This window comes from Ruegeria sp. CDSB114 (genome assembly GCF_059611025.1).
On record NZ_JBXWOT010000015.1, the window covers coordinates 22,155 to 47,218 of the forward strand.

At 58.1% G+C, this 25,064-nt stretch carries 23 protein-coding genes and 1 tRNA gene; 10 read left to right on the forward strand and 14 right to left on the reverse strand.

Features of this window, described 5'->3' with window-relative positions:
- The first annotated feature begins 9 nt into the window (after nucleotides 1-9).
- From AC2FIP_RS20280 to AC2FIP_RS20290, 3 genes are all read left to right on the forward strand, one after another.
- Nucleotides 10-1,230 (forward strand): phenylacetate--CoA ligase family protein, encoded by a 1,221-nt coding sequence (locus AC2FIP_RS20280; protein ID WP_496787924.1) that lies wholly within the window; start codon nucleotides 10-12, stop codon nucleotides 1,228-1,230.
- A 119-nt stretch (nucleotides 1,231-1,349) separates the two neighbouring features.
- Complete coding sequence (locus tag AC2FIP_RS20285) at nucleotides 1,350-3,017, forward strand: ABC transporter permease (RefSeq protein WP_271950692.1); 1,668 nt, start codon at nucleotides 1,350-1,352, stop codon at nucleotides 3,015-3,017.
- A gap of 71 nt (nucleotides 3,018-3,088) precedes the next feature.
- A complete protein-coding gene (locus AC2FIP_RS20290; RefSeq protein ID WP_496751043.1) occupies nucleotides 3,089-3,439 on the forward strand; it encodes a DUF2794 domain-containing protein in 351 nt (116 codons plus the stop codon).
- Here the strand turns inward: AC2FIP_RS20290 and AC2FIP_RS20295 are convergent.
- The 3 genes from AC2FIP_RS20295 to AC2FIP_RS20305 all read right to left on the reverse strand — a co-directional run bounded on the left by AC2FIP_RS20295 (nucleotide 3,436) and on the right by AC2FIP_RS20305 (nucleotide 6,005).
- Nucleotides 3,436-4,173, reverse strand: a complete 738-nt coding sequence (locus AC2FIP_RS20295; RefSeq protein WP_496787927.1) for a C40 family peptidase — start codon at nucleotides 4,171-4,173, stop codon at nucleotides 3,436-3,438. The genes AC2FIP_RS20290 and AC2FIP_RS20295 overlap by 4 nt on opposite strands.
- Complete coding sequence (locus AC2FIP_RS20300) at nucleotides 4,170-5,552, reverse strand: leucyl aminopeptidase family protein (protein WP_496787929.1); 1,383 nt, start codon at nucleotides 5,550-5,552, stop codon at nucleotides 4,170-4,172. The genes AC2FIP_RS20295 and AC2FIP_RS20300 overlap by 4 nt, the downstream gene beginning before the upstream one ends.
- 63 nt (nucleotides 5,553-5,615) lie before the next feature.
- Nucleotides 5,616-6,005: a hypothetical protein gene (locus AC2FIP_RS20305; protein WP_496690522.1), complete on the reverse strand. Its 390-nt coding sequence runs from the start codon at nucleotides 6,003-6,005 to the stop codon at nucleotides 5,616-5,618.
- A 144-nt stretch (nucleotides 6,006-6,149) separates the two neighbouring features.
- Between AC2FIP_RS20305 and AC2FIP_RS20310 the strand changes: the two genes are divergently transcribed.
- The 3 genes from AC2FIP_RS20310 to AC2FIP_RS20320 all read left to right on the forward strand — a co-directional run bounded on the left by AC2FIP_RS20310 (nucleotide 6,150) and on the right by AC2FIP_RS20320 (nucleotide 8,498).
- The gene (locus AC2FIP_RS20310; protein WP_496693092.1) at nucleotides 6,150-6,800 is read left to right on the forward strand and encodes a carbonic anhydrase; all 651 of its coding nucleotides are present in this window, start codon (nucleotides 6,150-6,152) and stop codon (nucleotides 6,798-6,800) included.
- A gap of 104 nt (nucleotides 6,801-6,904) precedes the next feature.
- Nucleotides 6,905-7,435 carry an SRPBCC family protein gene (locus tag AC2FIP_RS20315; protein WP_496787931.1) on the forward strand — a complete coding sequence of 177 codons (531 nt, stop codon included), beginning with the start codon at nucleotides 6,905-6,907 and terminating at the stop codon, nucleotides 7,433-7,435.
- A gap of 163 nt (nucleotides 7,436-7,598) precedes the next feature.
- Nucleotides 7,599-8,498: a type IV pili methyl-accepting chemotaxis transducer N-terminal domain-containing protein gene (locus tag AC2FIP_RS20320; RefSeq protein ID WP_496787932.1), complete on the forward strand. Its 900-nt coding sequence runs from the start codon at nucleotides 7,599-7,601 to the stop codon at nucleotides 8,496-8,498.
- A gap of 164 nt (nucleotides 8,499-8,662) precedes the next feature.
- Here the strand turns inward: AC2FIP_RS20320 and AC2FIP_RS20325 are convergent, their stop codons facing one another.
- From AC2FIP_RS20325 to AC2FIP_RS20335, 3 genes are all read right to left on the reverse strand, one after another.
- Nucleotides 8,663-9,685, reverse strand: coding sequence for an aspartate-semialdehyde dehydrogenase (locus AC2FIP_RS20325; protein WP_496787934.1), 1,023 nt, complete (start codon nucleotides 9,683-9,685; stop codon nucleotides 8,663-8,665).
- Between the two features lie 111 nt (nucleotides 9,686-9,796).
- The gene (locus AC2FIP_RS20330; RefSeq protein ID WP_496787936.1) at nucleotides 9,797-10,831 is read right to left on the reverse strand and encodes a glycosyltransferase family 4 protein; all 1,035 of its coding nucleotides are present in this window, start codon (nucleotides 10,829-10,831) and stop codon (nucleotides 9,797-9,799) included.
- A 23-nt stretch (nucleotides 10,832-10,854) separates the two neighbouring features.
- Nucleotides 10,855-12,027, reverse strand: coding sequence for an MFS transporter (locus tag AC2FIP_RS20335; RefSeq protein WP_496693087.1), 1,173 nt, complete (start codon nucleotides 12,025-12,027; stop codon nucleotides 10,855-10,857).
- A 141-nt stretch (nucleotides 12,028-12,168) separates the two neighbouring features.
- Between AC2FIP_RS20335 and AC2FIP_RS20340 the strand changes: the two genes are divergently transcribed.
- Nucleotides 12,169-13,311, forward strand: coding sequence for a DUF3095 domain-containing protein (locus AC2FIP_RS20340; RefSeq protein WP_496787938.1), 1,143 nt, complete (start codon nucleotides 12,169-12,171; stop codon nucleotides 13,309-13,311).
- Here the strand turns inward: AC2FIP_RS20340 and AC2FIP_RS20345 are convergent.
- Together AC2FIP_RS20345 and AC2FIP_RS20350 are read right to left on the reverse strand one after the other, a co-directional pair.
- A complete protein-coding gene (locus AC2FIP_RS20345) occupies nucleotides 13,308-14,075 on the reverse strand; it encodes an HpcH/HpaI aldolase family protein (RefSeq protein WP_496787940.1) in 768 nt (255 codons plus the stop codon). The two genes, AC2FIP_RS20340 and AC2FIP_RS20345, sit on opposite strands and share 4 nt — an antisense overlap.
- Before the next feature lie 9 nt (nucleotides 14,076-14,084).
- Nucleotides 14,085-15,497 (reverse strand): pyridoxal phosphate-dependent decarboxylase family protein, encoded by a 1,413-nt coding sequence (locus tag AC2FIP_RS20350; protein ID WP_496787942.1) that lies wholly within the window; start codon nucleotides 15,495-15,497, stop codon nucleotides 14,085-14,087.
- A 228-nt stretch (nucleotides 15,498-15,725) separates the two neighbouring features.
- Between AC2FIP_RS20350 and hpaR the strand changes: the two genes are divergently transcribed.
- Both hpaR and AC2FIP_RS20360 read left to right on the forward strand, forming a co-directional pair.
- The gene (hpaR, locus tag AC2FIP_RS20355) at nucleotides 15,726-16,178 is read left to right on the forward strand and encodes a homoprotocatechuate degradation operon regulator HpaR (RefSeq protein ID WP_142637561.1); all 453 of its coding nucleotides are present in this window, start codon (nucleotides 15,726-15,728) and stop codon (nucleotides 16,176-16,178) included.
- Between the two features lie 616 nt (nucleotides 16,179-16,794).
- Complete coding sequence (locus AC2FIP_RS20360) at nucleotides 16,795-17,493, forward strand: fumarylacetoacetate hydrolase family protein (protein ID WP_496787944.1); 699 nt, start codon at nucleotides 16,795-16,797, stop codon at nucleotides 17,491-17,493.
- Here AC2FIP_RS20360 and AC2FIP_RS20365 read toward each other — a convergent pair.
- Together AC2FIP_RS20365 and AC2FIP_RS20370 are read right to left on the reverse strand one after the other, a co-directional pair.
- Nucleotides 17,486-18,700, reverse strand: coding sequence for a winged helix-turn-helix domain-containing protein (locus AC2FIP_RS20365; protein WP_496787946.1), 1,215 nt, complete (start codon nucleotides 18,698-18,700; stop codon nucleotides 17,486-17,488). The two genes, AC2FIP_RS20360 and AC2FIP_RS20365, sit on opposite strands and share 8 nt — an antisense overlap.
- Before the next feature lie 3 nt (nucleotides 18,701-18,703).
- Entirely contained in the window at nucleotides 18,704-19,729 is a 1,026-nt protein-coding gene (locus AC2FIP_RS20370) for a LacI family DNA-binding transcriptional regulator (protein ID WP_496787948.1), read from the reverse strand.
- A 115-nt stretch (nucleotides 19,730-19,844) separates the two neighbouring features.
- Here AC2FIP_RS20370 and AC2FIP_RS20375 point away from each other — a divergent pair.
- A tRNA-Arg gene (locus AC2FIP_RS20375) sits at nucleotides 19,845-19,921 on the forward strand.
- A gap of 431 nt (nucleotides 19,922-20,352) precedes the next feature.
- Here AC2FIP_RS20375 and AC2FIP_RS20380 read toward each other — a convergent pair.
- The 4 genes from AC2FIP_RS20380 to AC2FIP_RS20395 all read right to left on the reverse strand — a co-directional run bounded on the left by AC2FIP_RS20380 (nucleotide 20,353) and on the right by AC2FIP_RS20395 (nucleotide 25,052).
- Nucleotides 20,353-20,640 carry an HU family DNA-binding protein gene (locus AC2FIP_RS20380; RefSeq protein ID WP_142637567.1) on the reverse strand — a complete coding sequence of 96 codons (288 nt, stop codon included), beginning with the start codon at nucleotides 20,638-20,640 and terminating at the stop codon, nucleotides 20,353-20,355.
- Between the two features lie 130 nt (nucleotides 20,641-20,770).
- A complete protein-coding gene (locus tag AC2FIP_RS20385; protein ID WP_496787950.1) occupies nucleotides 20,771-22,234 on the reverse strand; it encodes an AMP nucleosidase in 1,464 nt (487 codons plus the stop codon).
- Nucleotides 22,231-24,033 carry an adenine deaminase gene (ade, locus tag AC2FIP_RS20390; protein WP_496787953.1) on the reverse strand — a complete coding sequence of 601 codons (1,803 nt, stop codon included), beginning with the start codon at nucleotides 24,031-24,033 and terminating at the stop codon, nucleotides 22,231-22,233. Before ade ends, AC2FIP_RS20385 begins: the two co-directional genes overlap by 4 nt.
- Before the next feature lie 143 nt (nucleotides 24,034-24,176).
- The gene (locus AC2FIP_RS20395; RefSeq protein WP_496698996.1) at nucleotides 24,177-25,052 is read right to left on the reverse strand and encodes a LysR family transcriptional regulator; all 876 of its coding nucleotides are present in this window, start codon (nucleotides 25,050-25,052) and stop codon (nucleotides 24,177-24,179) included.
- Between the last annotated feature and the right edge of the window lie 12 nt (nucleotides 25,053-25,064).

Genomic DNA, 25,064 nt, shown 5'->3' on the forward strand with positions numbered 1-25,064 from the left:
GATTTGGCGATGACGAAATTCTACGATGCGCTAGAAACCCGCTCGGCCGACCAGCGCGCCTCTGAACAGGCTGAGGCGTTGCAGGTACAGATCACGCGCGCGAACTCGGCTCCGGGGTTTGCAGCGCATATGGCGGATGTTGATACGGCAGCTGTAAAGTCGCTGGACGACCTTATGAAGCTGCCAGTTCTGCGCAAGTCCGATATGGCTAAGGCGCAGGCGTCGCGCCCGCCCTTTGGCGGGTTTACCGTCAAACCGGCCCGGCATTTCCATCATGTTTTCCAGTCGCCCGGCCCGATCTATGAGCCCGGCAGCACCGATCACGACTGGTGGCGGATGGGGCGGTTCCTGCACGCAGCAGGTGTCGGGCCCGGAGACATCGTTCAGAATTGCTTTGGCTATCACCTGACCCCGGCGGGCATGATCTTTGAAAGTGGCGCGCGGGCGGTGGGGGCTGCTGTGCTGCCTGCCGGCACCGGCCAAACCGAACTGCAGGTAACCGCTGCGCGCGATGTCGGCTGCACCGCTTATGCGGGCACACCGGATTACCTCAAGGTCATTTTGGACAAGGCCGATGAGATGGGCGTGGCACTGGATTTCGTGACTGCCGTTGTTGGCGGCGGTGCTTTGTTCCCGTCTTTGCGTCAGGAATACGCCAATCGCGGTATCGCCTGTCTGCAATGCTATGCCACCGCCGATCTGGGCAGCATCGCTTATGAAAGCCCGGCGATGGACGGGATGATCATTGATGAGCATGTCATCGTCGAGATCGTCACCCCCGGAACCGGAAACCCGGTCGCGCCGGGTGAAGTGGGTGAGGTTGTCGTGACCTCACTGAACCCCGATTATCCGCTGATCCGGTTTGCCACCGGTGATCTGTCGGCGGTTCAACCTGGTCAGTCACCTTGCGGTCGCACCAACATGCGCATCAAGGGCTGGATGGGACGCGCGGATCAGACAACCAAGATCAAGGGTATGTTCGTGCGCCCTGAACAGGTCGCGGCGCTGGTCGACAAGCATGATGAAATCGTCAAGGCGCGCGTCATTGCCGCCCGCCAGGGTGAGATGGACACGATGACGGTTCAGATCGAAAGCGCCGGCGGAAATGACTTGGCTTATGCGAAATCCGTCGTCGAGGTGCTGAAGCTGAAAGGCGCGATCGAAGTCGTGGCGCCGGGATCGCTGCCGAAAGATGGTTTGGTGATCGAGGATCAGCGCGTCTACGAATGAAGGCTGTGCAACTCTGCGGCAGTATGTGTCGCAGATTTGTTTCGCTGCCCACTGGTGTTTCCGAGCGTTTTGGTCGATTAAAGACGGACTCTGCGCCTTAGCCAGTTAAAGCCGGGATCATGGCCGATATTGAAATCTCTGAGCACGGAAGGCGCAACCGCGGCGCTGTAGGTACACGCCTCGTCGGCGTGGTGGCCTGCCTTGTGGCGGCAGCCTGTCTGTTGCCGATGCTTGCGGTTGTTCTGGCCGCAACGACGGGCGGCACGGATACGGTTTCGCATCTCCTGGAAACTGTTCTGCCCGGCTATGCGATGACGACACTGATACTGGTCGTGCTGGTGGCCACGGGCACGTTTTCCATCGGCGTGGGCGCAGCCTGGCTGGTGACGATGACGCGGTTCCCCGGCGTGCGCATTCTGGAAATTGCGTTGGTGCTGCCGCTGGCCTTTCCGGCCTATGTGCTGGCCTATGCCTATACATTCATTCTTGATCACCCGGGCATCGTCCAGACCACCCTGCGTCAGGTAACGGGCTGGGGCCCGCGCGACTATTGGTTCCCCGAGATTCGGTCGACCGAGGGTGCGGCAGTGATGTTGATCTTAGTCTTGTATCCTTACGTCTACCTGCTGGCCCGGGCCGCTTTTCTGCAGCAGAGTGCAACGGCCTTTCTGGCAGCGCGCGCGTTGGGCAAAAGTCCGTGGCTGGCCTTTTGGCACGTTTCGCTGCCGATGGCGCGTCCCGCGATTGCGGGTGGCGTGCTACTTGCCATCATGGAAACCATCGCCGATTTCGGAACCGTGGCCTATTTCGGGGTGCAGACATTTGCCACGGGTATCTATACCAGTTGGTTTTCGATCGGTGATCGGGTGGGTGCGGCGCAGCTGGCGCTCTGCCTTCTGGGCTTTGCGCTGGTCATGGCCGTGGCAGAACGGATGCAGCGCGGGAAGGCCAAATACTATCAGGCAGGCAAAAGCCACGCCTCGCTGCCATCCGCTCGGCTGAAGGGCTGGCAAGCGGGCGCGGCTTTTGCCCTGTGTGCCATACCGGTGCTGTTCGGATTTCTGTTGCCGGTGTTCATTCTGGTTCAGATGGGGATGGAGTCCGAACAGAACCTTCTGTCACGGCGCTATCTCGGGTTCATTCAGAATTCGCTGACGCTGGCCGGTGTGGCGGCGGTTGTCACGGTTTTTGCGGCCATCAGCGTTGGGTTCTTTCAGCGATTGCGGCCGGGGAGGGTGTCCTCTGGTGCCGGGTACATGGCGCGGCTGGGCTATGCGGTTCCAGGCGGTGTGATCGCCGTCGGGCTGATGGTGCCTTTTGCCAGTTTCGATAACGCACTGGATGCATGGATGCGGCAGAATTTCGACCTGTCGACCGGGTTGCTTGTTACCGGTTCGATCTGGCTGTTGGTCGCCGCCTATATGGTGCGGTTTCTGGCCGCCGCGCTCAGCGCATATGAGGGCGGGCAGAGCACGGTGCATGCCAATATGGATGCAGCCTCGCGGTCTCTGGGGCAGACGCCGCTGGGGACGTTGCGCCGGGTGCATTTGCCGATTCTGACGCCATCGCTGCTGACAGCGCTGTTGATCGTCTTTGTGGACGTGATGAAAGAACTGCCCGCGACCCTGATCATGCGACCTTTCAACTTTGATACGCTGGCGGTGCAGGCCTATCGGCTGGCATCAGACGAACGGCTTGAGGGCGCCGCCGTGCCCTCGTTGGTGATACTGGCAGTGGGGTTGTTGCCGGTGATCCTGATCTGCCGACAGGTTGGGCGACAGCGCTAGCACCGACGAAAAAGTCACACCCGATTGCGGATAGGCTTGATTCGAACACGTTTTCCGGCAAGGCTTGGGGCATGAACATGCAGCCTCCCAGCCGGTTTTCTGCAAACTCGACCCAGATGCCTGTCGCGTTTGACCGCCACGAGATGTCTCATATCCTTTCTGTCTATGGCCGGATGGTCGCCGCCGGAGAATGGCGCGATTACGGGATCTCGAACCTGCGTGATATGGCGGTGTTTTCCATCTTCCGCCGCACGGCAGAGCATCCGATTTATCGGGTCGAAAAAGATCCGCGTCTGCGCTCCCGGCAAGGGATGTATTCGGTGGTCGGTATGGATGGCCGCATCCTGAAGCGCGGCCATGATCTGCGCACGGTGCTGCGGGTGTTGGAGCGCAAGCTGATACGGTCGGTTGACTTGGATTAGAGCCTTTTATGGGCCGTCACAGGCCCATCGCCCTGGTCCAGAATGCGCGTGATCGCAGCATCCATCGGCTCAAAGGTTACATCCATGTGGAACGCGTTTGCATGCAGCAGCATATTGTCACCGTAGACCCAGGCAACATGCCCTTTCCAGAACAGCAAATCACCGCGCTGAGCGGGTGTGCCAGGGGTCAGCGCCTGACCCAGATCACGCTCCTGGTCGCCACTATCACCGGGGCAGGGCAGCCCACAAGCCAGCATTCCGGCCTGAACCAGACCTGAACAATCAAGTCCGAACCGGCTGTTGCCGCCCCAAAGATAGGGCGTTCCCAGAAACAGCTCGGCCACGGCGACCGGATCGGTCAGGGTTACGTTGATCTGTTTGGCGTGTATGGCCGGGATAAAGCCTAGTTCCGTCTCAAGAAATCCATTCTGTTCGGACAGGGCCTGAACCTTGCTGCCAAAGCTTAACGAGGTTCGGTCCCGGGATTTCATCGCGGACTGCTCATAAGCATGGGTTGAGGGCGCGGTGATCCAATGGGTGGCAGGCAATTCGGGAGCCAGACAGTCTGACCGGACCCAGCCCGCATAGCCGTCCTTGTCCGAGGTGATCCGGCTCCAGCCGTCACGCTCTTCATCTGTGCGAACGCTATCCCCATACAACAGCTGGCGATCGCGGGGCCCGTCGGGATCACGCATCAGGTCGATGACCGGCTGTATGATGCGGTGCCGGGTCATATGCCCAAAATCTCAGGCAGGGCCGTCAGAAGGGCGCGGGGCCCCTGACCGAACCCGCCCTTGCTGCGTCCGGGTTCCTTGCTGCGCTGCCACGAGAAGATGTCGAAATGCATATAGGGGCTGCCACCGACAAATCTGCGCAGGAACAAAGCGGCGGTGATCGAACCGGCAAAACCACCTGCCGGAGCGTTATCCAGATCAGCAATGCCGGGTTCAATCAGACCCTCATAGGGGTTATGGAATGGCATGCGCCAGACCGGATCGGCCCCTTTGCCCGCTGCGCGGGTCAGGGCATCAGCGGCGGCATCGTTGTCGGTATAGAATGGTGCAAGATCGGCGCCCACTGCCACGCGTGCCGCCCCGGTCAGTGTCGCCATCGAGATCACCAGATCCGGTTCGCCCTCATCCGCCAGCGCCAATGCGTCGGCCAAAACCAAGCGCCCTTCGGCATCGGTATTGTTAATCTCAACCGTCAGCCCCTTGCGCGAGGTCAGGATGTCGCCGGGCCGGAAGGCGTTCCCCGCAACCGAATTCTCAACCGCCGGGATCAGCACCCGCAGTTGCACGGGCAGCTCCAGCGCCATGATCATCCGGGCCAGCCCCAATACATTTGCGGCCCCGCCCATATCTTTCTTCATCAGCCCCATCGAGGCGCCGGGTTTCAGGTTTAGCCCGCCAGTGTCAAAGCAGACGCCCTTGCCGACAAGGGTCAGCTTTGGGCCTGTCACGCCCCAGTTCATCTCGATCAGACGGGGCGCTTGTGCGGCGGCGCGGCCAACCGTGTGGATCATGGGGAAGTTCTGCTCTAGCAGGGCGTCGCCCAGAACAACCTCGAAAGAGGCGCCGAATTCCTGTGCCAGGGCTTCGGCTGCGCTATGAAGCTGTTCCGGCCCCATATCAGAGGCCGGTGTATTGACCAGATCGCGGGTCAAGGCCTCGGCCCCGGCCAGAATTTCAAGCCGGGCTGCGTCGATACCATCGGGTGCAACCAATCGGGCCCTGGCCGGGGATTGGCTGGCATAGCGGTCAAAGGCATAACCGGTCAGCAACCACCCCAGGCATTCGGTTTCGAGATCCGCTTGGTCTATGCCCGATGCGATGTGATATGTGCCTTCGGGCAGGGCTTCGGCGGCGGCGGCCAAAGGAAAACGTTTGCGGGCCCGGCCTATGGTTGTGCCATACCCCGCCAAAGCAGACTGTATCGCACCGTCAGCGCCGGGAATCAGTAAGACCTGACCCAGTGCACCGGTAAACCCACTGATCTTGGCCCAGGTCGTCACGGCTTCGGGCTGACCCGCCAGCCAATCGTCCAGATCCGGCTGGGCAATGACGTGAAGGGGGACAGATGCGTCCGACGATGGAGCGAAATACAGGGTCATGGAAATCTCGACTGTTGTGGCTTATGCCCAACCTAGCCGTCCATGGACCGTCCGCAAGCCCTGTCAGACCGAAAGATCTTGCTGATCCCAGATCACGGTCAGCGATTTCTCACCCACCCTGATCAGCCGCGACAGCGTGGCCCCGGCGGCGACCGAGTCGCCCGCGTCCACATTCTGCGCCACATCATTCGCCACACAGGCCAGCGCCATCATTCCGATCTGTTCGGCAATGGCCACAATGGATCGCGCACATTTGCGCAGCCCGGCCCAGTCACGCTGTCTCCAGAACCGCTCGCAATTCGACAGGCGCACCGCCAATTCCTCGACCGTGCGACACAGCACGTCCAACGCGTTTTTCTCACCCAGTTGTCGATACAGCCCATTCAGACGATCCGAATCCAGCCGCACTGTTTCTTTGTGTTCAAGCGTGACGATCTTTTCCACCACATTCACCCCAATTCTATACGCCCCCACGGCATAGCCCGAATGTGGTGCGCAATTCCTTTGCAAAACCTTGCCATGGGGCAGGATAATGGCTCGAATTTTCTTCGAATTCAGGTTACAGCAGTCCACCGAGACATGAACAGGGACACAAGAATGGAATTCGCCAAACCTCTGCCAAACTATCTGGTCAATCGGTATCATGGCTGGAAAGCCACCACATATTCGGAAAACCAGGTCTGGTATCGCCGTCTGGCCACCGAAGGGCAGCGTCCGCGGGCCATGGTGATTTCCTGTTGCGACAGCCGGGTTCATGTCACCTCGATTTTTGGGGCGGATCAGGGTGAGTTCTTTATTCACCGCAACATTGCAAACCTGGTTCCGCCTTATGCGCCCGACGGCGATCATCACGGCACCAGTGCTGCCATCGAATACGCGGTGACCGCGCTGAAAGTGGCGCATCTGATCGTGCTGGGCCATTCCCAATGCGGTGGTGTGCAGGGCTGTATCGACATGTGCAAGGGCCAGGCACCACTGCTGGAAGCCAAAGAAAGCTTTGTTGGTCGCTGGATGGATATTCTCAAACCAAAATATGATCTGGTTGCCGATATCGAAGACAGCACCGACCAAGCGCGCCAGTTCGAACGGCAGGCGGTTGTTGCTTCGCTCGAAAACCTGATGACCTTCCCCTTCATCTCCACGGCGGTAGAGAGCGGCTCGCTCAGCCTGCACGGTTTGTGGACAGATATCGGTGAAGGTGGCCTTCAGTGTTATGATCCCGGCGAAAAGAAATTCGTGGTCGTCTGACCCGGCGGATTTTCGACAATTTCAGACAGCGCGGATCAGACTACTGATTCCGCGCTGTTTTTTTGATAAGTTTGGGATGTCATTTTAGGGATTCGGAGCATTCCATGCGATTGATCAAACGTGTTCTTGTCACTTTGCTAGTCTTGATTCTGGTTCTGGTAGGGGTGTCCTTTATATTGCCAGGCAAAGCAGAGGTTTCGCGTAGCATCACGATTGATGCCTCGCCCGAGGTCATCTTTCCTTATGTCAACTCCATGCAGGAGACCGAGAAATGGTCGCCATGGTTATCTCGTGATCCCGAGACGAAGCTGACCTATGGCGGGCCTGATTCCGGGGTCGGGAATGTGCTGAACTGGTCGTCGGATCACCCGCAGGTCGGCACCGGTTCGCAAGAGATCACCGAAAGCGTTGAAAACCAGATGGTCAGAACCGCCTTGGATTTTGGTCCAATGGGCACTGCCATTGCCATGTTTGAACTGCAGTCGGAGGGCAGCGGCACCAAAGTGACTTGGGGGTTTGAATCCGAATTGGGTATGAATCCCATGTCCCGCTGGATGGGGCTGATGATGGATAAATGGGTTGGCGGAGATTACCAGCGCGGGTTGGATAATCTGAAAGCGCTGGTCGAAGGGTAAACGAGGTCAAACCCTTGACCGGAGTGATCAACCGAGGGCCGGATTGGCCAATTAAAACTCAAAAAGCCACCATTATTTCATTTTCTGAACACCGTGTTGGGACATTTAACGCGCTTTTTCCTCGATAAACACATGTTAAAGCAGCAGGGTTAGGTAGACCGCCATGAGTATCAATCGTCGTGTTTTCGCCTCCGGAGCGTTGGGAATCGGGCTAACGGCATTCTTACCGGTTGGGGGCTATGCGTTGGCTATGGCCGCGGGTCAGGTTGCGCACCGAATTCTGGCCGCTGAAAAGCTGAGCTTTCTGTCCGAGAAGGTCGCCAAATCCGCAGTTCTGGTCAGCATCGGTGGAGCAGTTGATCGGAACCTGAGTGAATTGCAGCAGGCGCATGATGAATTTGACGATATCCTGCTTGGCTTCAAAGAAGGCAAAGGGTCGTCCGGTATTGACCGGGAAAGATTCTATTCCGTTAACAAAGCGCTTGAGGAAGTCGCCAGCGTTTGGGTGCCATACCGGACCGCGGTCGAAGACATCGTTGCTGACAAGTCGATCAACGAAGCGCAACTGAACATGATCGTGGGCAATGTCGAAGCACTTGAAGAATCCTGCCACGCCGTGGTCCGCAAGCTAGAAGCGGCCTATGGCGAGGTCGATATTGAACCGTCGATGGCCCTGGCATTGGAATTCGCAGGTCGTCAGCGGATGATCACCCAGAAGATCTGCAAAGAAATTGCGCTGGCCGCCACCGGAAAAGAAACCGCAGAACACCACGAAAAGTTCAAGAAGAACGCGACCAAGTTTGGCAAGATCGTCGATGCGTTGATTGGCGGCGGCAATGAATACCTCAAGATGTCTGAACCGCCCAGCGATGCCTCGCTTGAGGCGCTGAAACAGGTAAAGGCCCAGTGGAACGATCTGCAGCCAACCGTCGAGGCCCTGAACGCCGCAGAGGTGCCAAGCCTGGAGGATGTTGTGCAATTCTGCGCAAAAATGGACGTGCTCGAGAAGGAATCCGAACGGGCGGTTTTGCTGTACGAGGATGCGATCAAGATCGCCTCTTGATTTGGGCTGCGCCGTACCGGCGGGCTACACGAACACCAATCACTTTAATCTGATCCGGGTCCACTACAGAGATGGGCCCGGATTTCTTTTTGCGGCCTAAGAAAAAACAAACCCCGCAAGCGGCGCTGCGGGGTTTGGTCAATCACATAAAGAAAGGGTAGCAGTTATCCCTTCTTCAGGACCTCACGGCCCAGCAATTCGGCGATTTGTACCGCGTTCAGCGCTGCGCCCTTGCGCAGGTTGTCACTGACGCACCACAGGTTCAGGCCGTTCTCGATGGTTGAATCCTGACGGATGCGGCTGATGAAGGTGGCGAAATCACCCGCGCATTCGATCGGCGAGACGTAGCCGCCCGGTTCGCGCTTATCGATCACCATGATACCTGGTGCTTCGCGCAGGATGTCACGGGCTTCGTCTTCGTCCAAGAATTCCTCGAACTCGATATTCACGGCCTCTGAATGGCCGACAAAGACCGGAACGCGGACGCAAGTGGCTGTAACCTTGATCGACGGATCGACGATCTTCTTGGTTTCGACAACCATCTTCCACTCTTCCTTGGTCGAGCCGTCTTCCATGAAGACGTCGATCTGCGGAATGACGTTGAAGGCGATCTGCTTCTGGAACTTGTTCGGCGGAACTTCGGTGGTGGGGTTATAGATGGCTTTGGTCTGATCCCACAGCTCATCCATTCCTTCTTTGCCCGCGCCGGAAACCGACTGATAGGTCGACACGACGACGCGCTTGATCTTGGCGCGGTCATGCAGCGGTTTCAGCGCGACAACCATCTGCGCGGTCGAGCAGTTGGGGTTGGCGATGATGTTCTTGTTCTTATAGTCGTGGATCGCCTCGGGGTTACATTCCGGCACGATCAGCGGAATTGCAGGGTCATAGCGATACAGGGACGAGTTGTCGATCACCACGCAGCCAGCCGCCGCCGCCTTGGGGGCGTAGACCTTGGTCGCCTCGGATCCCACGGCAAACAGTGCCATGTCCCAGCCGGTAAAATCAAACGTGTCCAGGTCTTTGGTCGTGAGTGTCTTGTCGTCAAAGCTTACTTCGGTTCCCAGCGACCGACGGCTTGCCAGCACGGCAAGTTCATCGATGGGGAACTGGCGTTCTGCCAGAATGTTCAGCATTTCGCGGCCCACATTACCTGTGGCGCCGACGACTACGACGCGATAGCCCATTTCATGTCTCCAAAGTTAAGGACGCGCGTTCATAGCCGCGTTGCAGCAAAGAAAAAAGAGGTTTCGCGGGATATTTCCCCCAATGACACCGATTTGACGCGGTGCATCGCCTCAGGCGTCGGTCAGAAGCCGTTCATAGAGCGCCACCAAGGTCTTTGCCTCGCCGTAGATGTCGAAATTCTGTTCCACATGGACGCGGGCGGCGCTGCCGGATAGCGCCAGCGACTCGGAGTTCGACAGCATTTCAGCGGCGGCATCAGCCAGGGCGGGAATGTTCCCCGGTTCGACCACATGGCCCAGTGAGGGGTCGGTCACGATCTCTGCAAAGGCACCGACATCGGTTGCCACCACAGGCACGCCGCAGGCCATCGCCTCGAGCGGGGTCAGACCAAAGCCTTCCCAGCGTTGCGGCGCGATGAACAAGTCCAGCACCTGGTACCACTCGGCGATCTGATCCACAGTGACCTCGGGTTTGAATAGGATGCGGTCAGACAGGCCCGCCTTGGCGACCTTGTCTTTCAGCTCGGCCAGAAAGCCGGTGTGTTTTTCGGTCGCGCGGCCCATGACGATGCCATGGACGTCTTCGAAACGGCCACAAAGGTCGATCATCGCATCGACGAAAGCATCGGTGCCTTTCTGGTGCCGGATACGGCCATAGCACCCAAGCAGCAGACCACCGGGCAGGCCAAGTTTGCCCCGCAGGGCGGCTTTGTCCGCGGGCGGGGTGAAATTCTGCAGGTTGATGCCATGCATGATGACCTGCGCGTCCCGCTCAAGATATCCGGCGGTTTTGCGCGAGGTGGCAACCACCGCGTCCATCTGGTCGATCAGCCATTTGGTATAGCCCGTATGCGCCCGCTGCGAGGCGCTTGTGAACAGTAGTTTCAGGCGCAGACGAAAGACATTGCGCAGGATCAGGCCCAACAGCATCTCGGTATTGCGGCGCGCATGCCAGACGCGCGTGGTCTTGCGCGACAGAAAGGGCAGGCGGCCCAGCGGGATATAGGGCAGGTCGGCTGGAAGGCCCGGTCCGGTGGCGGCGATGTCGATCCATTGCACCTGCAAAGGCACCAGCCGCGCAATCGTCGCGGTCACGCCGGACAGCCTGCGTTTGAGGTTGGGTGCGATGACAACAGGGTCGGACATGGGCTCTCCCGATGGTTCCAGCGTCAGTCAACGCTGTCGCGGCTGAATAGGTAAATCACGCATCCAATGGCAAGCGTGACTGCAAAAAAGCCGAATATCGCTGTGTAGGGCGCGGTTGGACTGATGTCCACTGTCGCGGCATGGACGCGGCCGGTGACAAATTGCGCCAGACCCACTCCGCCGATGCCGAACAGATTCAACAGGGTCATGCCACGCCCGACCAGATGCGGCGGCACGAAGGCGCGGCCATGGGCCATGATGACCGGAAAGCTGGCGCCCATGAAACCGATCACCGCCATCAGACTTACTGACACCCAGACCGCCATGTCGATCCACAGGCACAACAGCCCCAGCGCCGCCGCGCCCAAGGCATTGCCGCCAAAGATCACCCATTTCCGTGTTCCCAGCAGCCGGTCCAGTGGCCCATAGGCAAAGGTGCCGGCAATCATAGCCGCCCCCATGACCAGCGTCGCGGTTCCGATCTGCGTGGTGCTGAGGGCGAAAACGTCGTTCAGATATGGACCTGCCCACAAGCCTCGTGTCGCAGCCGCGGGGGCGTAGGCCACCAGCATCAGCGGCAGGATGGCCCACAGGGCAGGTTCTTTCAGCAGGTCCAGCACTGACCCGCGATGCTCGGTCACAACCGGTTTGGGGTCGTGAACGCTGATCCAGATGCCCGCTGCGATAATGGCCGAAACGACGGCCAGTGTAGCCATTGTGGCGCGCCAGCCCATCAGTTCGACCGCAAGTGCTGTGGGGTAGGAGGCCACCAGATTGCCGACCGACCCAACGCCCAGCATGATGGCTGCTAGCGTGGCAAAGCGGGCGGGCGGGTATTCGCGGGCAAAGATGTAATAGGATGCCATCAGAACGGGCGAGCACCCGACTCCGATCAGCCCCATCGCGACTGCGATATGAAACGGGGTGCTGGCCACTGCAAACAACGCAGCGCCGCCCGCGCCACCTGCCAGCAACAAAACCGCAGCCGTCAAACGCGGCCCGATCCGGTCCAGCGCCCAACCCACTGGCAGTTGCATGGCGGCAAAGACGAGAAACCAAAGCCCCGAGGCAAAGGCCAGATCTTCGGGCCTTGCCCCGATGTCACGCCCCAGATCGACGCTGAGAACGGCAAGAAAGGCGCGAAAAAATTGGCTGAGCACATAGCCCAGACACAGAACCACCAGTCCGGTTTTCATGAGACGCCTCTTTCGCCCAACCCGCCAGCAAATGCTTGGCATGTCCCCGTGATATGTACAAGCGCGTGTGCTATGATGTTTTCAGCGGACATCGAACAAATTTGGGCTATCTGAAGGTCTATTCATATTGTCGAGGAACCAATGAAAGACGCACAGGCCGCATTTTATGACAGCCTTCCGCTGTTGCGGGACTTTAACAATCTGACTGATCCTGAACGCTTTACCGCGGTGCCGACGGAATGGGTTCTTGGTGTCGCAGATGTCGTGGATTCCACCGGTCAGATAGAGCGGGGACGATACAAGGCCGTGAACATGGTTGGGGCCGCGGTGATCTCGGCCATGATCAATGCGCTTCGCGGGCAAGAATTTCCCTATGTCTTTGGGGGTGATGGTGCCGGGTTCGCCGTACCGGCAAGCGCGGCAGAGGCAGCACGTAGCGTTCTGGCCGATTTGCGGCGCTGGGCGGAAGAAGAGTTCGAGATCGCACTGCGCGGGGCCGTCGTGCCCGTCGCCGAAATCCGGCAGGCGGGCAAGGATCTTCGGGTTGCGCGTTACGCGCCATCCGAGGGGGTGGATTATGCGATGTTCTCGGGCGGTGGTCTGGCCTGGGCCGAGGCCGAGATGAAAGCAGGCCGGTTTGAGGTTCCGTACGCAGCCCCCGGTGCGCTGCCGGATTTGACCGGGCTGTCTTGCCGTTGGTCCAACAGCAAGGCGCAGAACGGTCAGATTGTCTCGGTGGTGGTGCAGCCAACTGCCCGCGCAACCGAGACCGATTTCGCCGACCTGTCACGGGCTGTTCTAGTGGCCGCTGAAGGATTGGACCGGTCCGGCCACCCGATGCCGGAAAGCGGCCCTCCGATCCGCTGGCCGCCGCCTGGTTTGGCGCTGGACGCCCATGTGTCCCGTGCGGGTCGCAATCTTTTGCTGCAGAAAGTCAAGCTGTTGGCGCAGAATTTGATGATCGGGCTGCTGTTCAAATCTGGCAAGCGATTGGGGAATTTTGAGCCAGAACACTATAAGCGCACGGTCAGTCGCAATGCGGATTTCCGCAAATTCGATGACGGGCTGAAAATGACGCTGGATTGTGACCCGGCCACCCTGAACCAGATTCAGACCGTTCTTGAACAGGCCCGGAAACAGGGCAGGATCCGATACGGGCTGCACGCGCAGGATGAGGCGATGATGACCTGCTTTGTCCCCTCGGCCACCCGTGACGATCACGTCCATTTCGTCGATGGTGCCTCGGGCGGGTATGCTCAGGCGGCCTCGGCGATGCGGGCTTAGGCCTTCCACCTTGCGGCCAGGGCACGCGCCGCCTGTGTCAGCAGCATCACGTCGATCCCCACCGCCTGGAACTGGGCGCCCATGTCCTTATAGGCCTGCGATGCCTCATCCGTGACACCAAGAATGCCCGGGGCTTTGCCTGCTGCAACGATGCGCTTCATCGCGTCGGCGATCACCGCCTGGACCTCGGGCGCGGCGCTGTTTCCCTGAAAACCCATGTCAGTGGACAGGTCAGACGGACCGATAAACACGCCATCCACGCCTTCTACCTGTGCAATGGCATCCAATGCGGCGATACCGGCGCGGTTTTCCACCTGTAACAGCAGACATATCTGATCGTCTGCGGTCTGAATGTAGTCCTGAACCGTTCCGTATTGCGTTGCGCGTGAGGCCATCGCGCCGACGCCCCGCACACCTTGGGGCGGATAGTGGCAGGCACGAACCAGATCGCGCGCCTGTTCGGCACTTTCCACCATCGGCACCAGGATTGTCTGAGCACCTGCGTCCAACACCATCTTGATCAATGCGGTGTCGCCCACCGGGATTCGCACGACGGGATGTGTCGGACTGGCGGCCAGCGCGATCAGCTGATCCCGGATGGACCGGATATCATTCGGCGCGTGCTCACCGTCGATCACCAGCCAGTCGAATCCGGCAGTGCCAATGATCTCGGCTGTTACCGCCTCAGCAAAGCTGGACCAACACCCAATCAGATGGTCGCCGTTTTTCAGGGCTTGTTTGAACGTGTTGACGGGTGCGGACATGTGGAACCTCTAGTTTAGCGAGCGGGCGATTTCAGTGATCACGTCAAATGCCATTTGGACGTCTGCCTGCGTGGTCTCAAACTGACCGGCCTGAAAGCGGATCACCAAGTCGCCATCAACGCGGGTTTGAGTCAAGTAAATGCGGCCATCATCATTGATCGCATTAACCAGCCGTAGGTTCAGATCGTCCAGATCGGTTGACCCAAGGGGGGCATAGCGGAATGTCCACAATGACCACATAGGGTTGGTGGTGATTTCGAAATCGGATTCCGCCTTCAGCCGGTCATGCAGAGCCACTGACCATGTTATATGATTGCGCACCCTTTCACGTAGCCCTTCCAGACCATAGGCGCGGATTACGAACCACAGTTTCAGGGCTCGGAACCTGCGGCCCAGCGGTACCGACCATTCAGAATAATTTATGATCCCGTCCTTGCCGTGGGTCTTCAGGTATTCCGGGCTGATCGCGAGTGTCCGTACCAGATCATCGGGGTCCTTCAGAAAATGGGCGCAGCAATCGAACTGAACGCCCAGCCACTTATGCGGGTTGAACACGATGCTGTCGGCTTGCTCGACTCCCTCCCAGTAATGGCGGTATTCGGGGCATATCATGGCCGAGCCAGCCCAAGCTGCATCGATGTGTGAATACAGCCCGTATTTTTGCGCAATCTTCAGACATTCCTCTACCGGATCGGTCGCGCCGGTTCCGGTGCCGCCGACGCAGAGGATCACGCCGGTTGGCTGATAATCAGAGTCTAAATCGGCTTGGATTGCTGTTTCCAGCGCCTGTGGGTCCATCCCGCGCCAGTCGCCTTGTATGGGCACCCGTACCAGATTTTCCTGCCCGATCCCCGCAACCCATATGGCGCGATCAACCGAGGTATGGACCTCGGCCGAGCAATATACGCGCAGCGGTTTCTGTCCGAACAACCCATGTTGGTTGCCCTGCCAATTCAGCGCCTTTTCCCGCATGGTCAGCACAGCGGCCAGGGTCGCGGACGAGGCGGAATCCTGAATGACACCTGCAAAGCCCGTGGGCAGATCCAGGGCCTGCCGCAACCAATCCATCATCCGCGTCTCCATCTCGGTCGCGGCGGGGGATGTCTGCCACAACATGCATTGCGGAGCGATGGCGCTGGTTAGAAACTCGGCCAGAACCGACGGGGCCGAGGCGTTTGCATTAAAATATGCAAAAAAGCGAGGATGTTGCCAATGGGTAATCCCAGGCATCACGATCTGTTCGAAATCGTGAAAGATTTCCTCCATCGCCTGGGAGCGCTCGGGAGGGCGCGCGGGTAAGGCGTTAAGAATATCACCGGGTTCCGTTCTGGCCCGAACCGGATTGTCGCCGACAGTCAGATGGTAATCCTGTGCCCACTCAGCAATCTTGGCGCCCCAATCCGAGAATTCATCCCAATTCATTTTATCTTCCAATCTCCTCTGAACACCGCTTTCGATCCTGTGCCAGTGATGAATATCCGGGTTGAAACGTCAACGCCCTTTGCAGGAATCCAGTGGTCTGAGATTTTTCTGAACATGTTTCCGCAGAGAGAAATGGAATAATTTAGAGTCTAATAAGAGATAAATGCCTGGAATTCCAAACACGGAAAGGTCAGTTGAAGAATGAAGCGAATTCGGCCAGAATTTAACATGGCTCATGAAATTCCATTGACGTCCCGGTCTTTGCCTATTGCGCTGCTGCGCGCGAGGGAACGGGTTATGGGGCCTATCCGTAGAATGCTTGTAGAGGCGGGCGTAACCGAACAGCAATGGCGGGTTCTGCGGGTGCTGGAAGAGGAAGGCCCGCAAGAGCCCACCCATATTGCTGACCGTGCCTGTCTGCTTTTGCCCAGCCTGACCCGCATTCTGCAAAAGCTTGAGGCCAAGGGCCTTGTCGTGCGGAAAAGCCATCCGGTCGACAAGCGCAGGCAGATTGTTGAGATCACGGTCAAAGGGGCAGGGATTATCCGGGATAACATCGACTATACGTTGCTTTTGGCTGAAGAAATCCGCAACACGCTGGGACCAGAGCGGCATGAGGCGTTGCTGGATCTTCTCAACGATCTGCACCAGTTGAAATTACAATCAGATTCTCGGGACTAACAGTGTGTGGGCCCCGCCAGAGGGCCTTTGTGACCTCTCTGGCGGAGTGGCCAGGCCCGAGTGGACCATGTGCCTGGCCTACAGCCGGATACGAGGGGTGTTCAAACGATCCGGCAACGTTTCAGAGAACATCAGACCCCGAAAATCGGGTTTTCTCAGACGCAAACTTACCCAGGGGGATGGGTGTTTGGCCGTGGTCCTCTGAATACTTGCACCCGGATTTCAGCGATTTCTGCCGTCCACGCGGGTGTCTTCGCAAGAAGGCGGAGGATTGGTAGTCCGCCGCCTTTGTGAGTGGTGACGTCTCAGTGCTGAACGCTTTCTGTTAGCAACAAGCTAGCGCGATACAGCGGTTTTCCAAGGTTTAACGGCTAAAAACTGAATGAGCTGTCGCAGTGTTTTCAGCCGCATGTTGAAAGTAAGCCCAGCGCCATAAGTAGCCATGTCTGCGAATTTTGAAACACGCGCAGGCTTACCGGTTCGATTTGGGCAAGCCTGTGCCGAATTATCCCCGAATTGTCGGCAAAAACCGGCGTGCGGGTTTCCAAGGATTGCGACTTGCTCTGGTTTATGCCCTTTAATATCCACTTTAACTAACCTGTTTTATGGCGGCATGATGATGGGTAGCCTGTTCTCTATTCCTGATCCGATCGCTTTGCCGGTTACCGGCGAGGACGACACATACCCGGTTGGGCGAATCTTTTGTGTGGGCAGGAACTATGCCGCACATGCGGCTGAAATGGGACATGAGGTCGACCGTGAGGCCCCTTTCTATTTCACCAAGGCCGCTGCAAACGCGGTCCTGTCTGGGGTGACGACGGCTTATCCTCCGGGGACCGAAAATTTCCACCATGAGATGGAGCTGGCTGTTGCAATCGGAAAGCCGGTTTTTCAGGCTGATATTTCTCAGGTGCAGGAAGCGGTGTTTGGCTTTGGCTGCGCCCTGGACATGACCCGACGTGATCTGCAAATTCGCGAGCGCAACAAACAGCGCCCATGGGATCTTGGAAAAGATTTTGAGAATGCAGCCGTATTTGCCCCTCTGACCCGCGTGAGCGATTGGCAACCCGACCCGCAAAAACGCATCATTTTGCGCGTTAATGGCGAAACCCGGCAGGACGCAACCTTGGATGAGCTGATCTGGTCGATTGACGAGATCATAAGTCACTTGTCCGGCTATTATCATCTGCGACCAGGGGACTTGATCCTGACCGGAACGCCGGCTGGTGTAGGACCGGTTCAGCCCGGAGATTCACTGGAGGGGGAGATTGACGGGTTGCAGCCGGTCAAATTGAGTATATCAGACCCTAAATAGGGTCTTTTTGCCAATTCTCGGCAAATTCTATGTCATCCAACCCGGCAAAGCGACGAACCCGGTCCAGTTCGGCCTGTAGGCGGCGCGTGCGGGCATCTGACCACCGTACTGTACGTTCTGGCCACAGGGCGCTGACCCGCAGCACCGACTGATCGCGATGGGCCTTCATGTCGATCCGGCCAATCAGCCGGTCGCCTTCGAGAAGCGGGAAAACATAATAGCCATAGGTGCGTTTCGGGGCGGGGACAAACACCTCGATCCGGTAGTGAAACCCAAACAGCCGCTGCGCACGGTCACGGTCACGCAGCATGGGGTCAAACGGGCTCAGCACTCTGATCCGACCCGGCACTGGGGGGATCTGCGCGGCTTGTTCAGCAACATCCGGGCGTGCAAACAGTTTCCTGACCTGACCATTGGCACATTCGATCTCGATCTCTTCGACATGGCCTTCGGTCAAGGCGGTTTTGCACCAGTCTCGGGCTTCTGCGCTGCTGACCGTATCCCAAAACGCCGCCAATTCGCCCGAGGTCGCAAACCCCAGCCGGTCAAGTGCCGCATGGCACAGCCAATCCACGGTATGTTCGGCGTCGTAAGGCATATTGCCGGGGCAAAGATGCGTCTCGATCACCCGCTCGGTCAGGTCATAGCGTTTCTGGAACCCCTGCCTGCCGATCACGGTCAGCGCGCCCGAGCGCCAGAGGAATTCAAGCGCGGTTTTCGACGGGTGCCAATCCCACCATCCGCCGGAGCCTTTCTTTTCGTCTTTTCCCACATCCGATGACGAAACCGGCCCATGATCGCGTATATGCTGCAATACGGTTTCAAATTGCTGCTCGAACCCATCGCGACGCCAGTTTTTCCAGCGCGATTTCAGCAGGTCAGCGTCGCGCTGAAACCGTAGATGCCAATGGGGGTAGAACTCCATCGGAATGACTGCGGCATCATGAGTCCAATGTTCGAACAGCCCACGGTCACGTTCATACACATGCTTGAGGTTTTTGGCGCGATAGGCGGGCCTGCGCGAAAACAGGATCATGTCATGGGCGCGGGCGACCGTGTTGATACTGTCCAGCTGAACAAATCCCAGACGCCTGATCAATTCAAGCAGGTCAGGCCCTTTCGCAGCCCCGGACGGCTGTTCTGCCAGCGCGTGCCGGTCCATGAACAGGGCGCGGGCCGCCCGATTGTTCAGCCTTTGCATCGCCATGGGTCAGCGGCGTTTCAGCGTATCGCCATAACTGATCTTGGGGGTCAGAGTTATGCGGTTTTCAACCTCGGAAGCGGGATCGGAAAGCTGAACGGCGATTATCTCGGCTGCCTTGCGCCCAATCTCGTGTCGACATGCATCCATTGTGGCCAGCTTGCGCGGCAGGCCCTGTAACAGTTCGACATTGTTGAACCCTGCCAAACCGATCTGGTCTGGAATGTCTATCCCCTGGTCCAACAGATACAGCAATCCACCAGCACCAATCATGTCGTTGGAATAATACAGGAAATCCAGATCCGGTGAGCGTTCCAACATGGCTTGAGTCATCTCGCGGCCTTTGGCCAAGGCCGAGCCCCCGGAATAAAACTCGCGGTCTTCGATCTCGATCCCATGCTTGCCCAGCACTTCGGTAAAGCCTTCGAACCGTTTCCGAGCGCGGTGATCCAGGGGCATTTTGGTGCCCATAAAGCCGATATGTTCATAGCCCGCTTTCAGGATCGCCTGTGCCATCTCACGTCCAGCGCGGCGATGGGAAATCCCGACCATCGCGTCCACCGGCTTACCATCGGTGTCCATGATCTCGACCACCGGAATCCCCGCCGAATCCAGCATAGCGCGTGCGGCATCGGTATGTTCCAATCCGGCGATGATCACGCCCGAGGGCCGCCACGAGAGCATCTCGTACAGGACTTTTTCCTCTTTTTCGGGCAAATAATCGGTGACGCCGACCACCGGCTGCAGCTCGGTATCCTCAAGAATCTGATTGATGCCGGTCAGCACCTCGGGGAACACCATGTTCGACAGTGACGGGATGATCACTGCCACAAGGTTCACCCGGCTTGAGGCAAGCGCACCAGCGATTTTGTTCGGCACGTATCCCAGCTCTTTTGCTGCGGCCAGAACGCGTGTGCGGGTCGCATCCGACACGTCACCCCGATTGCGCAGAACCCGGCTGACCGTCATCTCAGACACTCCGGACGCTTCAGAAACATCACGAAGGGTGAGCGGGCGTTTGTTTTCTGTGGTCACGGGGTGCACCTGCGTTGTTGTTTTGTCCGATGGTAGCGTGAACAGGACGCATTTTACAACTGCCCTTCAAAGCCGATGACAACCCGAAAAAACCACGCTACAGAGAGTTTTGCGCGGCCCCGTGGCTCAACTGGATAGAGCAGCCCCCTCCTAAGGGGCAGGTTGCAGGTTCGAATCCTGCCGGGGTCGCCAAGATATCTAATGAAATCATTTATTTTCCGAACTTTAGACAGTTCACTCGCTTCGAAAGGTGACACATGACTAAAAATTGGTTCGGATGAGCCAATCAAAATATCCATCGCCTAGAATGAATTTCTTTTTGGGGCGAGTGCGGCAAAACAAATTACTGGTCCGAAAGTCGACCGGATATTGTCCGTTCTTGCTCTGTGACGGGGCCAGCCTCGCGAATTTGTGGCATTCGCCAGCTTAGGCCACCGGTCCTGTTGCGCACCCAGCTAATGAGCGCGGTGCTAGATTTATTCTTCGCTGATCTCAGATTGCATAACACTAGGCTGACCACGGCCGGCCTCCAAAGCCTTACAAAAAACTGGCTTCAATAGGAGGGTAAAAGAAAAAGGGCCCCCAAGCGGCGGCCCTTGATCGTTTTGCAGTGAAAGCTGGGATCAGCCGTTCACGCTGTCCTTCAGCGCCTTCGCAATGGTCATTTTGACCACTTTGTCGGCTTCTTTCTTGAACTGCTCGCCGGTGGCAGGGTTACGCACCATGCGCTCGGGGCGCTCGCGACAGTAGATTTTGCCGACACCAGGCAGGGTCACCGCGCCGCCCGCCGACACTTCGCGGGTGATCAGGCCGGTCATGGCCTCCAGCGCAGTGTTTGCAGCTTTCTTGTCGGTTCCCATTTCCTCAGCGAGAGCAGCAACCAGCTGAGTCTTTGTCATAGGCTTTGCCATTTCTTGGTCTCCTTAACGTGCCCGATAAATAGGGCCTCACCGCGTAACTGTAACGGGATATTGTAGGTGAACACAACGAATAGTAGCGTCGAAAACCCTAAAAATAGGGGGAATTCGTTGCTTTTTTGCTTCAGAGAAAGGCCGTTTCATCAAAGGAACGCAATTTCCGGCTGTGCAGGCGCTCCAGCGGCATGCCCCTCAGGTGCTCCATCGCACGAATTCCGATCGCGAGATGGCGGCTGACCTGCGTGGTATAGAAGGCAGAGGCCATGCCAGGAAGCTTTAATTCGCCGTGCAGCGGCTTGTCTGAAACACAGAGCAACGTGCCATAGGGAACACGGAACCGATAGCCGTTGGCGGCAATGGTCGCGCTTTCCATATCCAGCGCGATTGCCCGTGATTGGCTGAGTCGCTGTACCGGGCCGGACTGGTCGCGCAGTTCCCAGTTGCGGTTATCGACCGAAGCGACGGTGCCTGTGCGCATGACCCGTTTCAGCTCATAACCTTCCAGCTCGGTGACCTCGGCTACAGCCTGTTCCAGCGCAACCTGAACCTCGGCCAAAGGCGGAATCGGCACCCAGACCGGCAGGTCATCATCCAGAACCTTGTCTTCGCGCAGATAGGCATGGGCCAGAACAAAATCGCCCAATGCTTGTGTGTTGCGCAGCCCGGCGCAGTGGCCAACCATCAGCCAGGCATGCGGGCGTAGCACGGCGATATGATCGGTCGCGGTTTTGGCGTTCGACGGACCGACGCCGATGTTGACTAGCGTGATACCCGATCCATCCGCCCGCTTTAGGTGATAGGTTGGCATCTGCGGCAGCTTCAGGGGTTGTTCCAGCGCTCCGCCTTCGGTGGTGATCTCGACATCTCCGGTCGAGACAAAGCTGGTATAGCCACTGTCTGGTTCGGCCAGCTGCGCGCGTGCATAGTTTTCGAATTCCGAGACGTAGAACTGATAGTTGGTGAACAGCACATGGTTCTGGAAATGACTGGGATCAGTCGCAGTGTAATGCGCCAGCCGGGCCAGTGAATAGTCGACCCTTTGCGCAGTAAACAAAGACAGCGGGCCGTCTTCTTCCTCGTGGTCATGGACGCCATTGACGATGTCGTCATGAGTGGTTGTCAGGTCCGGTACGTCGAATACATCGCGCAGGGTAAATCCGGCGGCGCCCTGATGCGGAACTATCAGATCAGGATTGTTGGCCACGGCGAAATGAACCGGAATGGGTGTGTCCGAGGCCCCGATCGTGACCGGCTGGTCATGGTTTCTGATCAGCAGGGCAATCTGTTGGGTCAAATAGGACCGGAACAGATCTGGCCGCGTTACAGTGGTCGAGTGGATGCCCGGTTCCGAGACGTGACCGAAACTTAGCCGGCTGTCGACCCGCGCATAGGAGGAGGTTTTGATGCGAATTTCCGGGTAATAGGCTCTGAAGCGTTCAGTTGGTGCTCCGTGCTCGATCACATTGGCAAAGTTCTCGCACAGGAAGCTGGTGGCTTGCTCGTACAGTTCTTCCAACCTTGCGACCGCGGCTGCGGGATCGGTGAAGTTCTCGGGCGCGGGGGCCTTAGGTGCTCGTATTATTGTCATGCAAGGGGTTCCAAAAGATCGATCTTTTCAAATTTGCGCACATCCACCAGCCCGACATCCGAGATCCGCAATTCCGGGATCACCACCAGGGCCAGCAATGAGTGCTGCATATAGGCGTTGTTCAGTTTACAGCCACAGGCCTGCATGGCCCGAACCATTTGTTCGGCCTTGGCGGCTACTTCGGCTGCCGGCCTATCAGACATCAGTCCAGCGATGGGCAGTTCCACCAGCGCCAGTTCCTCACCGTCTCGGAAAATGGTGATGCCACCGCCGATCTCGGCCAGCCGATTTGCGGCAAGGGCCATCTGTTCGCGGTCGGTCCCAACAACAATCATATGGTGACTGTCGTGGGCAACGGTCGAAGCCATTGCCATGCGCCCCTGATATCCAAACCCCGAGACAAAGGCGTTTGTGACCCCGCCTGTTGCGCGGTGGCGTTCGACAAGCGCAATCTGGCAGACCTCACCCTCGGCTTCAACCAGGCCGCCAATGATGGGCAGTTCGGCTTTCAACGCTTTGGTCGGGGCCTGGTTTTCGACCACACCAATCACATTGGCCTGAACGCGGTTCGCCCCTTTGGGGGCCTCGATCTGAAAATCCGCGCTGGTCAGGGCATGGCCCAGATGCACGGTGTTTCGAGCGGCTGCAGGCCAATTCAGATGCGGGCAGTCCACAGTGATCTTGCCGTCCTCTGCCACGATTTGGCCGCGCGCTATGACAAGCTCGATGGGCAGGTCCTTCAGGTCCGAGCTGAGGATGATATCCGCCCTGCGCCCGGGCGTGATCGAGCCGATATCGCGCTCCAACCCGAAATGCGTGGCTGTGTTGATGGTCGCCATCTGCAACGCGATCAACGGATCACAGCCGCAGGCAATCGCATGGCGCACCACGCGGTTCATATGCCCTTCATTGACCAGGGTACCAGAATGGCAATCATCCGTGCACAGGATGAAGTTGCGCGGATCCAGCCCTTTTTCGGTGATGGCGGTGATCTGAGTTTCCACGTCATACCAGGCCGATCCCAATCGCATCATCGACCGCATCCCTTGACGCACCCGCGCGATGGCATCGGCCTCGCAGGTGCCTTCGTGGTCGTCGGCAGGGCCGCCTGCGACATAAGCTGCGAAATCAGGCCCTAAATCAGGCGAAGCATAGTGCCCGCCAACGGTTTTCCCTGCCCGTTGGGTCGCGGCAATCTCGGCCAGCATCTTGGGATCGCCATGAATGACGCCTGGGAAATTCATCATCTCGCCCAGTCCGATGATGCCCGGCCAGTTCATCGCCTCGGCCACGTCTTCGGGGGTGATCTCATAACCGGTGGTCTCAAGCCCTGGCGCCGACGGCGCGCAAGAAGGCATCTGGGTGAAAATGTTAACGGGCTGCATCAGCGCCTCGTCATGCATCATACGAACGCCGTCCAGGCCCAGCACGTTGGCTATTTCGTGCGGGTCAGTGAACATGCTTGTCGTGCCATGAGGGATAACGGCCCCCGCAAATTCGGCCGGGGTCAGCATTCCTGATTCGATATGCATATGCCCGTCGCACAGGCCGGGCAGCATATACCGCCCCTCTGCCTCGATGATCCGGGTGTTCGGGCCGACGCAGTGCGAAGCATCGGGGCCAACATAGGCGATACGTCCATCGACAATCGCGATGTCATGATCGGGCAGGGCTTCGCGGCTGTGCACGTTAACCCAGATCCCGCTGCGGACAACAAGGTCAGCGGCTTGACGCCCTGCGGCGACATCGATCAGACGGGGGGCGGTATCGGGCCAGCTTGGGAAAGGTGTGAATTCCATGGCCCAACTTTCCCGAACGCACGGAAAGGTGCAACCCCTGCTCGGCAGTTATCATGATTCCGTCATGCAGCGCGTCAGCGCTGTTGTGCCTAGCCCCGTGAAGGTCCCGTAAGAGCCGCTATGCTAGGCAGGAGAGCCACGGCCTAGCCAGGGAACGTTTTCGCAATCTCGCGCCGGACCCATTCGGCAAAGGCAATCGCTCCTGGTGACTCTTCTGCCTGAGGCGACAGCAACAGGTAATAGGCCTCTGGTACAACTGCGCGATATTCGAATGGTGCAACCAATCGACCTTCATCAATCAAGTCGCGCGCGATTGTGTCATGCGTCAGGCACAAGCCACCCCCGGCCATCGCAACCGACAGGCTGACCAGATAGGTGGTGGAATATGTGATCGGAGGATTTTCCCAAATTAGACCCTGATCTTCGATCCAATTCTGCCAATTCGACAGCAGGTTTGAGCAGTCATACAAGGGGATTCGCTGTAGTGTATCCAGCGACACCTCATAGCCCGGCGCGCAAACCGGATAATAATGATCGGATCGCAGCAGTTCGGTTCGCACCGTGTCCGAAGGTCTGAGCGAAAATCGAATTTCTACCGCAGCCCCCTCCGCCATTTCCCGGGGCTCCCACAACTCGGTGAATATGTTCAGCTGTACAGACGGGTGTTCGGCCTGAAACATTGGAAGGCGGGGGGCCAGCCAGTTGACCGCAAAAGTGATGTTGCATTGTACCTGCACCGCGTTCTGCTGGGCCCCGGTCACGGCCCGCGTTCCGCGCAGTAATGTGCGAAATGCCTCACGCACGACAGGGAGATAGCTGATCCCGGCCCCGGTCAATTCAAGTGCGCGGGGACGGCGCAGGAAAAGCGGTTGGCCAAGATAGGCCTCAAGCGACTTGATTTGCTGGCTGACTGCACTTTGTGTCATGTTTAGATCGCGCGCTGCCGCGGTAAAGGACAAGTGGCGGGCCGCGGCCTCGAAAGTCCGAAGCCAACCCAACGGGGGCAGCTGTTTTTGCATGGGCATAACCTG